The organism is Streptomyces sp. NPDC059373, from assembly GCF_042751495.1.
Taxonomy (GTDB): Bacteria; Actinomycetota; Actinomycetes; order Streptomycetales; family Streptomycetaceae; genus Actinacidiphila.
This window is the reverse complement of record NZ_JBHYXC010000047.1, coordinates 19,269-32,243: the sequence shown is the minus strand read 5'-3', so window position 1 is coordinate 32,243 and position 12,975 is coordinate 19,269. Positions and strand designations below refer to the sequence as shown.

At 71.2% G+C, this 12,975-nt stretch carries 14 protein-coding genes; 7 read left to right on the top strand and 7 right to left on the bottom strand.

The genetic code is table 11. The annotated features are described in order from the left end of the window. Window positions 1-12: 12 nt before the first annotated feature. Genes ACFXJ5_RS35825 through ACFXJ5_RS35805 form a run of 5 tightly spaced genes read right to left on the bottom strand, consistent with a single transcriptional unit; the run spans window position 13 to window position 5,448 of the window. Window positions 13-1,494: an amino acid permease gene (locus ACFXJ5_RS35825; RefSeq protein WP_384640848.1), complete on the bottom strand. Its 1,482-nt coding sequence runs from the start codon at window positions 1,492-1,494 to the stop codon at window positions 13-15. A gap of 13 nt (window positions 1,495-1,507) precedes the next feature. Then, the gene (locus ACFXJ5_RS35820; protein ID WP_384640845.1) at window positions 1,508-2,323 is read right to left on the bottom strand and encodes an ABC transporter permease; all 816 of its coding nucleotides are present in this window, start codon (window positions 2,321-2,323) and stop codon (window positions 1,508-1,510) included. Window positions 2,324-2,336: 13 nt separating this feature from the next. Beyond that, the gene (locus ACFXJ5_RS35815; protein ID WP_384640842.1) at window positions 2,337-3,206 is read right to left on the bottom strand and encodes an ABC transporter permease; all 870 of its coding nucleotides are present in this window, start codon (window positions 3,204-3,206) and stop codon (window positions 2,337-2,339) included. 8 nt (window positions 3,207-3,214) lie between these two features. Further along, window positions 3,215-4,405, bottom strand: a complete 1,191-nt coding sequence (locus tag ACFXJ5_RS35810) for an ABC transporter substrate-binding protein (RefSeq protein ID WP_384640840.1) — start codon at window positions 4,403-4,405, stop codon at window positions 3,215-3,217. Next, entirely contained in the window at window positions 4,396-5,448 is a 1,053-nt protein-coding gene (locus ACFXJ5_RS35805) for an ABC transporter ATP-binding protein (protein ID WP_384640838.1), read from the bottom strand. Before ACFXJ5_RS35805 ends, ACFXJ5_RS35810 begins: the two co-directional genes overlap by 10 nt. Window positions 5,449-5,567: 119 nt before the next feature. Between ACFXJ5_RS35805 and ACFXJ5_RS35800 the strand changes: the two genes are divergently transcribed. Both ACFXJ5_RS35800 and ACFXJ5_RS35795 read left to right on the top strand, forming a co-directional pair. Then, the gene (locus ACFXJ5_RS35800) at window positions 5,568-6,308 is read left to right on the top strand and encodes a FadR/GntR family transcriptional regulator (protein WP_384640835.1); all 741 of its coding nucleotides are present in this window, start codon (window positions 5,568-5,570) and stop codon (window positions 6,306-6,308) included. Window positions 6,309-6,321: 13 nt separating this feature from the next. Next, window positions 6,322-7,041 carry a cache domain-containing protein gene (locus ACFXJ5_RS35795; RefSeq protein ID WP_384640832.1) on the top strand — a complete coding sequence of 240 codons (720 nt, stop codon included), beginning with the start codon at window positions 6,322-6,324 and terminating at the stop codon, window positions 7,039-7,041. 23 nt (window positions 7,042-7,064) lie between these two features. Here the strand turns inward: ACFXJ5_RS35795 and ACFXJ5_RS35790 are convergent, their stop codons facing one another. Further along, on the bottom strand, window positions 7,065-7,880 hold the full coding sequence (locus tag ACFXJ5_RS35790; protein ID WP_384640829.1) for a serine hydrolase domain-containing protein: 816 nt from the start codon (window positions 7,878-7,880) through the stop codon (window positions 7,065-7,067). Window positions 7,881-7,971: 91 nt separating this feature from the next. Between ACFXJ5_RS35790 and ACFXJ5_RS35785 the strand changes: the two genes are divergently transcribed. Next, window positions 7,972-8,805 carry a TauD/TfdA family dioxygenase gene (locus tag ACFXJ5_RS35785; protein WP_384640826.1) on the top strand — a complete coding sequence of 278 codons (834 nt, stop codon included), beginning with the start codon at window positions 7,972-7,974 and terminating at the stop codon, window positions 8,803-8,805. On the opposite strand, the gene ACFXJ5_RS35780 is transcribed toward ACFXJ5_RS35785, so the two are convergent. Then, window positions 8,792-9,388: a TetR/AcrR family transcriptional regulator gene (locus ACFXJ5_RS35780; RefSeq protein WP_384640823.1), complete on the bottom strand. Its 597-nt coding sequence runs from the start codon at window positions 9,386-9,388 to the stop codon at window positions 8,792-8,794. The genes ACFXJ5_RS35785 and ACFXJ5_RS35780 overlap by 14 nt on opposite strands. 132 nt (window positions 9,389-9,520) lie before the next feature. Here ACFXJ5_RS35780 and ACFXJ5_RS35775 point away from each other — a divergent pair, with 132 nt between their 5' ends. The 4 genes from ACFXJ5_RS35775 to ACFXJ5_RS35760 are packed head-to-tail and all read left to right on the top strand — an operon-like array spanning window position 9,521 to window position 12,971. Next, window positions 9,521-10,363, top strand: coding sequence for an ABC transporter ATP-binding protein (locus ACFXJ5_RS35775; protein ID WP_384640820.1), 843 nt, complete (start codon window positions 9,521-9,523; stop codon window positions 10,361-10,363). After that, complete coding sequence (locus ACFXJ5_RS35770) at window positions 10,360-11,109, top strand: ABC transporter permease (RefSeq protein WP_384640817.1); 750 nt, start codon at window positions 10,360-10,362, stop codon at window positions 11,107-11,109. The genes ACFXJ5_RS35775 and ACFXJ5_RS35770 overlap by 4 nt, the downstream gene beginning before the upstream one ends. After that, entirely contained in the window at window positions 11,106-11,852 is a 747-nt protein-coding gene (locus ACFXJ5_RS35765; protein ID WP_384640814.1) for an ABC transporter permease, read from the top strand. The genes ACFXJ5_RS35770 and ACFXJ5_RS35765 overlap by 4 nt, the downstream gene beginning before the upstream one ends. Before the next feature lie 42 nt (window positions 11,853-11,894). Then, on the top strand, window positions 11,895-12,971 hold the full coding sequence (locus tag ACFXJ5_RS35760) for an ABC transporter substrate-binding protein (RefSeq protein ID WP_384640811.1): 1,077 nt from the start codon (window positions 11,895-11,897) through the stop codon (window positions 12,969-12,971). The last annotated feature ends 4 nt before the right edge of the window (window positions 12,972-12,975 follow it).

The following is a 12,975-nucleotide window of genomic DNA, read 5'->3' as shown; positions in this document are numbered from 1 at the left end:
CGCGACTCGCGCCTACCCCGCGACGGCGGCCGGCTCGGGCGCCCGGTCGGCCTCGGCGACGTGTTCCCTCGGCCGCAGTACGAGCAGGTAGAGCACCCCGACCGCGGCGACGATGCCGACCGACAGCGGCACCATCCAGCGGTCGAAGAAGGAGGTCCCGTTGGCCGGGGTCTTGACCGACAGCACGACGATCGCGGTGACGCCGTAGACCAGCGCCGCGATGTTGACCGCCCAGCCGAAGCGGCCGAGGCGGAAGCTGCCCGCGGGCTGCCAGCCCCTGGCGCGGCCGATGACGGAGGCGAGCACGACCGACTGGAAGCCGACGTAGATGCCGACCACGGCGAAGGTGATGATGCGGGTCACCGTCGCCGAGGGCAGGAAGGCGATGGCGGCCGGGACGACGGCGGTGACCGCGAGAGCGGCCGGCGGCATGTGGGTGGTGGGGCTGAGCTTGGACAGCCGCTTGGCGCCGACGATGACTCCGTCACGGCCGAAGGAGTACACGAGCCGGGCGGCCGCGGCCTGGATGGCCAGGGTGCAGGAGACGAAGCCGATCACGATCAGGGCCAGGGCGACCTTGCTGCCGCCGGTGCCGAGCGCGTCGGCGAGCACCGCACCGAGCGGGTCGGCGTTCTTGCCGCTGATCACCGCGCCGAAGTCCGGCACGGCCAGGACCAGGCCGAGGGTGAGGACGACGGTGGCGACGGCACCCACCGCGAGGGTCATGCCCATCGCGCGGGGGACCTTGCGGGAGGGGTCCTTGACCTCTTCGGCGATGTCGCCGCACGCCTCGAAGCCGTAGAAGATCCAGACGGCGAAGAGACAGGAGGCGAGGAACGCCCCGAAGTAGCCACCCGTGCCCCCGGCGCCGGAGGTGTGCAGCACGACGCCGATGCCCTGCTCGCGATGGAAGAACAGCAGATACAGGCCGAGTCCTATGGTCCCCAGCACCTCGGCGACGACGCCGATGTTCGCCACGAACGCCAGTCTGCGGACGCCGAGGAGATTGACCGCCGCGCACAGCAGGATGACGACGACCGTGGTGCCCACGGTGGTGGCGTGGTCGACCGGATAGCCGAGCAGTGGGCCCGCGTACGTCGCGATCGGGTACGCCACCGAGGCGACTGTCACCAGCAGCGCCCAGGTGTACATCCAGCCGGACAGCCAGGCGTACTTGGGCCCGACCAGCCGCTTCGACCACTGGTAGATCCCGCCGGCCAGCGGGTACTGGGACGAGACCTCGGCGAAGGTGAGGAGCACCAGCCCCTGGCCGATGACGACCAGCGGGATCGTCCAGAAGAAGGACGGGCCGCCGGTGGCGAGGCCGTAGTCGAAGACCGAGTACACACCCACCAGCGGCGAGAGGTAGGTGAAGCCGACGGCGAAGTTGGACCACAGCCCGAGGGCGCGGGTGAGTTGCTGCCGGTAGCCGAGGGCCGCGAGCTGCGCGGTGTCGGCGGCCTCTTGCGAGGACGGGGTGTCGACTTGGGTCATGGGAACGGGCCTTTCAGATCCGGCCGCCGGACGCGGTGTCCGCCGACAGCCGTTGGGCGAGGTAGATGGGGATCACGGACAGCAGGATCAGAACGGCGGCCACCACATTGACCACCGGGGCCTGTTGCGGGCGGGCCATGTTGCTGAAGATCCAGATGGGGAGGGTCTGCACGCCCGGACCCGCGGTGAAGGTCGTCACGACGATCTCGTCGAAGGACAGCGCGAACGCGAGCAGACCGCCCGCCAGCAGCGCGGAGCGCACCAGCGGGAAGGTGATGTCCCGGAAGACCTGGAAGGTGTCGGCGCCCAGATCCATGGCCGCTTCCTCGTACGAGCCCGAGGTCCGCCGTAGCCGGGCGATGACGTTGTTGAAGACGACGACGATGCAGAAGGTGGCGTGTCCGACGATGACCGTGAAGAGCCCCAGCCCGACGCCGAGCGGTTCGAGGACCGTACGGAAGGCGGTGTTGAGGGCGATGCCGGTGATGATGCCGGGCAGCGCGATCGGCAGGACGACCACGAAGGACAGGGCCTCGCGGCCGAAGAACCGGTAGCGCTGCACGGCGAAGGCGATCAGTGTCCCGAGGACCAGCGAGATCGCGGTGGCGCCGAGGCCGGCCTTGACCGAGGTCCACAGGGCGTCGCGGGCGCCGGAGCTGTGCCAGGCGTCGGTCCACCAGTGGAGGGTGAGGCTGGTGGGTGGCCAGCCGAAACCGCGGTCGGCGTTGAGGGAGTTGACCAGGACCAGCAGCAGCGGGACGTAGATGACGGCGAAGCCGAGGGCGGCGGCGGTCCGCAGGGCTATGCGTGCGGGACGGGAGAGGTGCATGGACCCGGGCCTCTCAGATGGCGGCGAGCGCGCCGCTGCGGCGGACGGCGAGCAGATAGAGGACGATGATCGCCACCGGCACGGTGCCCAGCGCCGCGGCCAGCGGCAGGTCGAGGGTGATGTTGGAGTAGACGAGGTTGCCGATGAGCTGGGTCTTGCCGCCGACGATCTGGACCGCGATGTAGTCGCCGAGGCTCAGCGAGAAGGTGAAGACCGATCCCGCGGCGATCGACGGGAAGACCATCGGCAGCACCACGGACCGGAAGGTCCGCCAGGTGCGGGCGCCCAGATCGGCCGACGCGTCAAGGAGGTTGGCGGGCAGTTGCTCCAGGCCCGCGTGGATCGGCAGGATCATGTACGGCAGCCACAGATACGCCAGCACCATGATGACGGCCGGCAGTCCGTAGCCGGGGCCGTGCAGCCCCAGCGGCTTCAGCAGCCAGTCCAGCGGGCCGCCTTCGGAGAGGATGATCCGCCAGGCGTACGCCTTGACCAGGTAACTCGCCCACAGCGGGGTGAGGATGGCCACCACCAGCAGATGGCGGTACCTCGGACTGGCCACCCGGGCCGTGTAGAAGGCGATGGGGAAGGCGATGACGGCGTCGATCACGGTCACCGCGACGGCGACGGTGAGGCTGCGCAGGGCGACGTCCCGGTAGACCGAAGTGGTGAGGAGCGTACGGAAGTTGTCCGTGCTCCAGGACTTCACGACATCGGAGGTGAAGGGGTCGGTCGTCCAGAAGGCGGAGAGGAAGAGCGCGGCGAGCGAGCCCAGATACGCCAGCACCAGCCACAGCAGCGGGGCGGAGAGCAGCAGGGAGAGCCGGAGCCGCGGGCGGCGGTGCAGCATGCCTGCGATCCGCCGCCCGAAGGTGTCGTTCATGGTCGTGTTCAGCCCTTGATCTCGGTCCAGGCCTGGACCCACTTGGCGTAGGGCACGCACGTCACGTTCGTACGGCCGTCGAGGCACTGCGGGATGGGCGTGTTCCAGAAGTGCACCTGCTTCCAGTACGACTCGTCGGCCGCGTGGTACGTGGTGCAGAAGCTCTTGTCGGCGGTGTAGTCGCAGGACTTGGAATCGGCCGGGGCCTCACCGAACCACTCGGCGACCTGGGCGTTGACCTTGGGCGAGACGATCCAGTCCAGCCACTTGTAGGCGCAGTTGGGGTGCTTGGCCTTGGCCGAGATCATCCAGGTGTCGGACCAGCCGGTGGAGCCCTCGCTCGGCAGGATCGCCTTGACCTTGGCCTTCTCGGACTGGGCGAGGTTGGCGATGACCTGCCAGGTGGTGCCGATGACGGAGTCGCCGCTCTTGAAGGCGGAGATCTCCTTCAGGTAGTCGCTCCAGTACTCGCCGACGTTGGCGTTCTGCTCCTTGAGCAGGGCCACGGCCGCGTCGAACTGCTTCTGGTCGAGGGCGTACGGGTCCTTGATGCCCAGCGACGGCTTGGTCTTCATCAGGTAGAGCGCGGCGTCCGCGATGTAGATGGCGGAGTCGTAGGCGGTGACATGGCCCTTGTACGCGGACGACTTGTCGAAGACCGCCGACCAGGACGTGGGGGCGGGGGAGACCTTGTCGGTGCGGTACATCAGCAGGTTGGCGCCGCGGCCGTGCGGGATGCCGTAGGCGACCCCGTTGACGGAGTTCCACTTCTGCAGCTTGAGGCTGGAAAAGATGTTCTTGTAGTTGGGGACGAGATCGGTGTTGACCGGGGCGGCGTCACCGGAGGCGATCAGGCGCAGCGACGCGTCGCCGGAGGCGGAGACGGCGTCGTACTGGCCGGTCTTCATCAGGCTGACCATCTCGTCCGAGGTCCCGGCGACCTTGGTGTTGACCTTGCAGCCGGTCTGCTTCTCGAAGGGCGTCACCCAGTCGACGGACTTGTCGTTGGAGCCGTCCTCGGCGTAGCCGGCCCAGGCGATCAGGTTGACCGTGCCCTCGGTCTTGCCGAGGGTCTTCTGGGCGCTGAGCTTGGGCGGGGTGAAGGCGCCGTTGGAGCTGTCGGTACTGCTGCCGGACGATCCGCAGGCGGTGGCGAGGGCCAGCACCGTACAGGCGACGAGGGTACGGGTCAGACGCACGTGGACTCCGTTTCCGGGGCTTCCGGGGCTTCGGGGACTTCCGGGGTGGTGACGAAGACGTTGTGGCGGCGGTGCCACTGGAGGCGGACGCGGGTGCCGCGGTAGGCGGCGACCTCCGCCGAGGAGGTCTCGTGGTTCTGCTGGAGGGCGGTGAGCCGGCCGCCCTCGTCGAGGTCGACCAGGAAGCGGGTGGAGTCGCCGAGGTAGACGACCTCCGCGACGGTGCCGGTGACGGTGCGCAGGTCGTCGCCGGTGCCGGCCGGGGCCTTGTCGTCGAGCAGCCGGATCTTCTCGGGCCGGATGCTGTACGTACCGTCCTGGTCGGTCAGCAGGTTGGACGTACCGACGAAGCCGGCGACGAAGGGCGTGGCGGGCCGTTCGTACACCTCGGCAGGCGTGCCGACCTGCTCGATCCGGCCGCGGTTGAACACCGCGATCCGGTCGCTCATGGTCAGCGCCTCCTCCTGGTCGTGGGTGACGAAGACGAAGGTGATGCCGACCTCGCGCTGCAGGGCCTTCAGCTCGACCTGCATCTGTTCGCGCAGCTTCAGGTCGAGGGCGCCCAGCGGCTCGTCGAGCAGCAGCACCTTCGGCCGGTTGACCAGGGCGCGGGCGAGCGCGACGCGCTGCCGCTGGCCGCCGGAGAGCTGGGCGGGGCGGCGCTTGCCGAAGTCGGCCAGCTGGACGGAGGCGAGCGCCTCGCGGGCCCGCTCGGCGCGCTCGGCCTTGGGGGCCCGGCGGATCTTCAGTCCGTACGCGACGTTCTGCTCGACGGTCATGTGCGGGAAGAGGGCGTAGTCCTGGAACACGGTGTTGACGTCCCGCTCGAAGGGCGCGAGCCGGGTCACGTCCTGGTCCGCCAGCTCGACGGTGCCGGCGGTCGGGGCCTCGAAGCCGGCGATCATGCGCAGCACGGTGGTCTTGCCGGAGCCGGAGGGGCCCAGCATCGAGAAGAACTCGCCGTCGCCGATCTCCAGGTCGACCCCGGCGACCGCCTCGACCTGGCCGAAGGACTTGCGCAGGCCGCGCAGGCGTATGGCCATGGGCGGAGGAACCTTTCTGTTCGGTCGAGCGTTGACCGCAAACATATGAAGTTATATTTCAAAGGACAAGATCCGGCTGGGGTAAAGCTTTCGCCAAGTGAGAAGGTGTGCTCGTGCTCGTGAACAAGCTTTCGGGTGGCGCCCTGCATGCGGTCTTCGCTCCGGTCGACAATCTGGCCAGGGTCGACGCCGTCGTACGGCGGCTCGCCGACGCCATCGACCTCGGCCTGCTCGCCGACGGGGAACAACTCCCCGGCGAGAGCGAACTCTCCGCCCGCCTCGGGGTCTCCACCGTGACCCTGCGCGAGGCTCTGATGGCGCTGCGCCAGCAGGGCCTGGTCACCACCCGGCGGGGCCGCGGCGGCGGCAGCTTCGTCACCGTCCCCGACCAGCCGCGCGCGGCCCGGCTCGGGCACCGCCTCACCGACTGGAGCACGGAGGAGCTGCGCGACCTCGGCGACCACTGGGCCGCCATCTCCGGCACCGCCGCCCGGCTCGCCGCCGAGCGCACCGAACCCGGCGACCTCGCGGCGCTGCTGCGCTCCCTGGACGAGTTCGAGGCGGCGGACGATCTGGCCGCCCGGGGGCGGATATACGGGCGCTTCCACGTCGAACTGGCCGCCGCCGCGCAGTCCGCCCGTCTCACCAAGGAAGAGATCCGTATCCAGGCGGAGATCGGGGCGCTAATCTGTCTCGCACTCGGGGAGGACGACGGCCCCGCGTCCGTGGCCCGGCTGCAGCGCGCTCTGATGCGCGCCGTACGGGACGGCGACGCGGAGCAGGCCGGATCACTGGCCGAGCGGCGCGTGAGGGACGCGATGGCGCGTCTGATCGAACTGCGCCTTGCCGACTCCGGCTAGGAGGCAAACCACCGTGGCGATCACCACCACTTCCGTTGACGTGGCCGACGTCGTCGACCGGGTGCGCGACACCCTGGAGGACGTCTTCGAGGCCGTCGCCCGGGTCCGCGACCGCACGGTCGCCATCGCCGCCGTACGCGCCGCCGGCCGGGCACTCACCACGGCCGACCTGGCCGGCCTGCGGCCCCTGCTCCACGACCGCCTCCGGCGGCACAGGGACCTCATCTCCGGCATCGGCTTCATCGCCGAGCCGGGGCTGCTGGGCGACGCACCGGCCTGGCTGGAGTGGTGGCAGACCAGCCGGGACGGCGAACTGCGGCCCCTGCTGCTCGACCTGGACCCGCATACGTCGGCCTACTCCGACTACACCCACTGGGACTGGTTCGCGCTGCCGAGGGAGACCGGGGAGCGGGCCTGCGCCGGCCCGTACGTCGACTACCTCTGCTCCGACGAGTACAGCCTCACCCTGTCCGTGCCCGTGCACCACGGCGGCCGCTTCCTGGGCGTCGCCGCCGCGGACGTGTACCTCCGGCACTTCGAGGCCGCCGTCGTCCCGCTGCTGCGGCTCCTCCCGGGCCCCGCGTGCCTGGTCAACGCCCGGGGCCGGGTCGCCGCGTCCACCGACACCCGGCACCTCGCGGGGTCGCTGCTCAAGGGGCCCGACGCCCCGGGCGGGGTCCGGCGGTGGCCGTGCGGCGACATCCCGCTGGTGCTGGCGCAGTTGGGGGCCTAGGAGGGGCCTAGGAGCGGCGCGGCCTAGGCGCGCAGTTCCGCCAGGACCGCGTCGGTCAGCGCGGGCCACACCGGCACGGCCCAGGCCCCGAAGTCACGGTCCGTCAGGACGACGCAGGCCGCGCCGGCGTCCGGGTCGGCCCACAGGAAGGTGCCGGACTGGCCGAAGTGGCCGTACGTACGCGGTGAGGACGAAGCGCCGGTCCAGTGCGGGGACTTGCCGTCCCGCAGTTCGAAGCCCAGCCCCCAGTCGTTGGGGTTCTGGTTGCCGTAGCCGGGCAGGACGCCCCGCAGCCCGGGGAAGACGACCGAGGTCGCCTGCGCCAGCGTCGAGGGGTGCAGCAGGCGCGGCGCCTGGATCTCCGCCGCGAAGAGGGCGAGGTCGGCGGCGGTGGAGATGCCGTCGGCGGCGGGGGAGCCGGGCAGGGAGGTCGCGGTCATGCCCAGCGGCTGCAGGACGGCCTGACGCAGGTACTCGGGGAAGGGGATCTCGGCGGCCTTGGCGATGTGGTCGCCGAGTGCCTCGAAGCCGGCGTTGGAGTAGAGCCGCCGGGCGCCCGGGGCGGCCACGACGCGCGGCTCGTCGAAGGCCAGCCCGGAGGCGTGCGCGAGCAGGTGGCGCACGGTCGAGCCCTGGGGCCCGGCGGGGTCGTCCAGCTCGAAGACACCCTCCTCGTACGCGACGAGCGCCGCGTACGCCGTGAGGAGCTTGGTGACCGACGCGAGCCGGAAGGGGCGCGCCTGGGGTCCGTGTGTGCCCGCCACCGTGCCGTCGCGGCGGATGACAGCCGCCGCCGCGTCGGTGACGGACCAGGTCTCGATCAGGCTGAGGCTCTCCATGGCAGCGAGCCTAACGGTGGCGATACCGGCATGAAACACGGCCCGCCTACCGTGGATGAACCGATCGGTTCAAGCGTGTGGAGGCAGAGTGATGGACGTCAGTTCGGCGAGCTTCATCCCCCGCAGGGTGTCCGGTGCGGACGAGGCCAGGGAGACCATCGCGCGCGACGGCGCGGCCGTCGTGACCGGCCTGTACGACGAGGCGTCGGCCATCGCCTTCGGCGCGGAGATCATGGGCGCGAAGAGCGTCCGTGTCGGCACGCAGTTCGAGGCGACGAAGGAGAAGGGCCGGCGCGAGGCCATGGCGGTCCACGCCCAGCCCGCCGACAAGCGCGGCCGCAAGCGCGACTTCGGCTCCGCGGAGGAGCGGATGGTCGCCCACAACGACGGCTTCGCCTTCGGCGACTACGCCCCCGACCACCTCTTCCTCTGGTGCGAGCGCCCCGCGGCGGTGGGCGGCGACTCCTTCCTCATCGACACCGCCCGGCTGCTCGACCTGCTGGCCGCCGACCCCGGGCACGCGGACCTCGCCGACTTCTGCCGCACCGTCGACATCGACCACTCCGAGCCGAACTACCCCCAGGGCACCTTCGCCCCCATCGCCCGCCGCACCCCCTCCGGCCGCCTCCAGGGGCGCTACCACCCCTACCTCGCGCCCGTCGAAGGACCGGACGAGGCCGCGCACTGGCCCTACGTACGCCGCTGGGAGACGGTCGTCAACGCCGCCCGCGACACCGGCCCCATGTTCCGCGCCGAGGCCGGCGACATGATCTGCATCGACAACTACCGCGTCCTGCACGGCCGGGACGGGCACAACGACCCCCGCCGCAGGCTCTGCTCCATCTGGGGCTGGAGCGCGGACGCGGTCGCCATCCCGGACGGGCCGCTCGACATCGTCGTCCCGAAGATCCCTATGGCTTCGTAGCTGCCGCGGCACGTTCGGCGATGGATGCCGCGACGGCTGCGTTCGTACGGTTGGTCCCGGCCCGGTCGCCCGAGGTGATGAGGTCGAGTTGGAGGCCGCGCCAGAGGGCGACGAGTTCGCGGGCGAGGTCGTCGGCGAGGGGGGCGGGGACGCCGTCGCGGCGGAGGCAGGCGGCGACCTGGTCGCGCCAGTCGGTGCCGACGGCGCCGAGGAAGGCGTCGAAGCGGCCGCGTTGGTGGACGGCGAGGCCGAGGACCTCGAAGAAGGTGCGGTGGAAGGGCAGGTTCTCCGCTGCGGCGACGGCGTCCCACGCGGCGGTGATGCGGTCGAGGAGCGGGCGCCGCTGGTCCTCCAGGATGGCAAACGCCCGTGCCAGTACGGGGAAGCGGCGGCCGGCCTCGATCAGGGCCGCCGAGATCAGCTCCTCCTTGGAGCCGAAGTAGTACAGCAGCATGCGGTTGTTGGTGCCGATGGCCTGGCCCAGCCGGCGCAGCGTCATCCCGGCGACCCCGTGCTCCAGTACGTGGTCGGCGGTGAGCCGCAGGAGTCGTTCGCGCTCGGGCAGGGCCGGGTTGTCGGGCATGGCCCGCACATTACCCGCCGCTGACCGGGTGTAACGGCGCGGCTCAGGGGCCGCAATGCCGGGGAAACGAAGGGGCCCTACGTTCGGTGAACCGAATGGTTCACGGCCATGGGAGGCTGGATGATCGAGGCCATGGACAGCGCCACGCAGCCGGACGCCCAGACGCCCGCAGCGGCCGCGCCCGCATCCGCCGCGCCCGCACCGGCCGCGATCGAACTGCGCGGCGTGTCCAAGGAGTTCCCGCTGCGCCGCGGCCGCACCGTACAGGCCCTGGACGGGGTGGACCTGACCGTGGGGCAGGGCGAGTTCGTGGCACTGCTCGGGCCGTCCGGCTGCGGCAAGTCCACCGTGCTGCGGATGCTCGCCGGGCTGGAGGAGCCGAGCGCCGGCGAGGCCCTGGTGGAGGGCGGGCCGCCGGGCGAGCTGGTACGCGGCCACCGCCTCGGCGTCGCCTTCCAGGAGCACGCCCTGCTGCCGTGGTCCAGCGCCTTCAACAACATCGCCCTGCCCTTCCGGGTGGCCGGCCGCCCGGTCGACCGCGAGCGCGTCGGCGCGCTGCTGGACCTCGTGGGCCTCACGGGCTTCGCCGACGCCCGCCCGCGCCAGCTGTCCGGCGGCATGCGGCAGCGCGTGGCCATCGCCCGCGCGCTCGCCCTCGAGCCCGAAGTGCTGCTGCTCGACGAGCCGTTCGGCGCGCTCGACGCGGTCACCCGGCGCCGGATGAACCTCGAACTCGCCCGGATCTGGGCCGAGCAGCGGATCACCACCCTCTTGGTCACGCACGACGTCGACGAGGCCGTACTGCTCGCCGACCGGGTCGTGGTGCTCACCGGCCGCCCGGGCCGGGTCCGGCACATCGAGGAGATCACCCTGCCGCGCCCGCGAGGCCGCGAGGTCACCCGCGACCCCGGCTTCCACGACACCGTCGACCGGCTCACCGAACTCCTCGACGAGAGCGCGGAGACCGCCCGGTGAGCCCGCGCACGCGGCAGGCATCGCTGACCGCCACCGGCGCGCTGCTGCTGCTCGGCATCATGGAGGCCGTCGGCCGGCTGCGGCTCCTCGGGGACAACTGGCCACCTCTGACGGAGGTCGTGTCCTACCTCGGTGATCCGGTGGCCCGGGGCCTGCTGGGCCGGGCGCTGGCCGCCACGGCCGCCGCCGCGGGCACCGGCTTCGCGCTGGGCGGCGCCGTCGCGGTCGCGGTGGCCGTGATCGGGGTGCTGGCGCCGCCGGCCCAACCGGGCCTGGACCGGCTGGCGGCGGTGGTGAACGCGATCCCGCTGATCGCCCTCGGGCCGCTGCTGATCACCACCGTCGGCCGCGACAGCACCCCCGCCGTCATCGCCGCCCTGGCCGCCGGATTCGCGATGTTCGTCGCCGCGACCTCCGGCCTGGCCGCCGCGAGCGCCGCCCACCTCGACGTCTTCCGCGCCCTCGGCGCCACCCGCCGCACCCGCCTGCTGCGCCTCCAACTCCCGGTCGCCGTACCGCTGCTGCTTGACGGCCTCACCCTCGCCGCGCCCGCCGCGGTGCTCGGCGCCGTCATCGGCGAGTGGTTCGGGGCGCCGCGCGGCCTGGGCGTACTGCTGGTCAGCGCCATGCAGAACTTCCAGGTCGACCTGCTGTGGGCCGCCGCCCTGGCCTCCGCGCTGGTCTCGCTCGCCGCGTACCTCGCGCTCACCGGGCTGCGCGCCCTGGCCGCCCGGAGGTTCGCGTGAAGGCCGGACTGCGCGTGGTCTCGCACTACTGGACCGTCGCCGTGCTCATCGCGGCCTGGGCCTTGTGGATCCGCACGCAGCAGCTCAACCAGATCGTCGCCCCCACCCCCGGCGCGGTCTTCGGTGACGTCCTCGGCCACCCCGGCGTCTACGCCGCCGACCTCGGCTGGACGCTGCTCAACGCCGGCGCCGGACTGCTGGCCGGGATGGCGCTGGGCGCGGCCCTCGCGGTCGCCGTGTGGGCCTCGTCGGTGCTGTCGGGGCTGATGACACCGATGGCGTTGATCATGCGGTCGGTGCCGGTGGTCGCCATGATCCCGGTGATCGCCCGGCTGGTCGGCTTCGGCAACACGGCGGTGCTGGCGGTCACCACCGTCGTGTCGTTCTTCCCGGCCTTCGTGCTCACCGGCTCCGGGCTGCGCTCGGCGCCCGCCGCGACCACGGATCTCTTCACCGTGCTGAACGCCTCCAGGGCCACCCGGCTGCGTCTGCTGCTGCTTCCGCACGCCGTACGCGGGCTGCTGGTCGCTCTGCGGCTGACCGCGCCCACCACCGTGCTCGCGGCGATGCTCGCCGAGTACCTGCTCGGCACGCACGGCCTCGGCCGGCTGTTCGCCGAGTCCGTCACCTTCATGGACACCGCCCGTGCCTGGGGCACGGCCCTCGTCGCCACCGTCGTCTCGGTGGCCTGTTTCGCGGTCGCCCGCGCGCTCGAACGGCGCGGCGCCGAGCGCTTCTCCTGATCCGTACGCCCGAATCACGTACAAGCCGAAGGAGCACCACCCATGAACGACTGGTCCCGCCGGAATGTGCTGCGCGCGGCAGGGCTCGGTGGCCTCGGCCTGTCCGGGCTGCTGGCCGCCTGCGGTGGCGGGGACACCGCCACCGCGAAGAGCACGTCGACCTCGACCGCGGCGCCGGCCACCCTCAAGGTGGCGCTCGGCTGGATCAAGAACGTCGAGTTCGGCGGCTACTGGATCGCCGACGACAAGGGCTACTACGCCGACGAGAACCTCACCGTCCAGTTCGTCGCCGGCGGCCCCAACGCCCCCGACCCGACCGTCAGCGTCTCGGTCGGCTCGGCGGACATCGGCGTCCACGCCAGCATGCAGACCCTCGTGGAGTCGATCCCCAAGGGCAACGACTTCGTCATGATCGGCACCCAGTTCCAGACCAGCCCCGGAGGTCTGCTCTCACTCGCCTCCGACCCGGTGACCAGCGCGAAGGACCTGGTGGGCGCGAAGATCCTCGGGCAGCAGGGCGTCCAGCCGCTGCTCGACGCGATCTTCACGGTGGCCGGGCTGGCGAAGAACTACACCTTCGTGCCCGTCGGCTACGACCCGGGACCCCTGCTGGAGAAGCAGGGCAAGGCGTACACCTGCTTCGTCACCAACCAGCCGATCACCCTGGAGGAGAAGAAGGGCATGAAGGAGGGCAAGGACTACCGGGTCGTCACGTACGCCGACCTCGGCCTGCCGCAGTACTCCGACATCGTCTTCAGCAAGCGCTCCTTCCTCGACGCCAAGGCCGACGTCCTGGAGCGCTTCATGCGCGCCACCATCCGCGGCTGGCAGGACAACGCCAAGGCCCCGGCGACCGCCGCCGGGCTCGCCGTACAGAAGTACGGCGCCGACCTCGGTCTCGACCTCAAGCAGCAGACCCGCGAGAACGAGCTGCAGATCCCGCTCACGCAGAGCGACCTCACCAAGGCCAAGGGGCTCTTCCGGATCGACGAGTCGCTGCTCGCGGGCGACATGTTCAAGGCGCTGCGCGCCGCCGGGGTGAAGAAGCTGCCGGACGCCGCCAAGATCGTGGATCACAGCGTTCTGGACGCCGTCTACGGCGGTAAGGCCGTGATCTGAGAGC

Bases quoted from the DNA above. Each gene is read 5' to 3' on its own strand.
- ACFXJ5_RS35775 (WP_384640820.1), top strand. From the start codon at position 9,521: ATGGACAGCGCCACGCAGCCGGACGCCCAGACGCCCGCAGCGGCCGCG.
- ACFXJ5_RS35825 (WP_384640848.1), bottom strand. From the start codon at position 1,494: ATGACCCAAGTCGACACCCCGTCCTCGCAAGAGGCCGCCGACACCGCG.
- ACFXJ5_RS35785 (WP_384640826.1), top strand. From the start codon at position 7,972: ATGGACGTCAGTTCGGCGAGCTTCATCCCCCGCAGGGTGTCCGGTGCG.
- ACFXJ5_RS35805 (WP_384640838.1), bottom strand. From the start codon at position 5,448: ATGGCCATACGCCTGCGCGGCCTGCGCAAGTCCTTCGGCCAGGTCGAG.
- ACFXJ5_RS35780 (WP_384640823.1), bottom strand. From the start codon at position 9,388: ATGCCCGACAACCCGGCCCTGCCCGAGCGCGAACGACTCCTGCGGCTC.
- ACFXJ5_RS35790 (WP_384640829.1), bottom strand. From the start codon at position 7,880: ATGGAGAGCCTCAGCCTGATCGAGACCTGGTCCGTCACCGACGCGGCG.
- ACFXJ5_RS35760 (WP_384640811.1), top strand. From the start codon at position 11,895: ATGAACGACTGGTCCCGCCGGAATGTGCTGCGCGCGGCAGGGCTCGGT.
- ACFXJ5_RS35820 (WP_384640845.1), bottom strand. From the start codon at position 2,323: ATGCACCTCTCCCGTCCCGCACGCATAGCCCTGCGGACCGCCGCCGCC.
- ACFXJ5_RS35815 (WP_384640842.1), bottom strand. From the start codon at position 3,206: ATGAACGACACCTTCGGGCGGCGGATCGCAGGCATGCTGCACCGCCGC.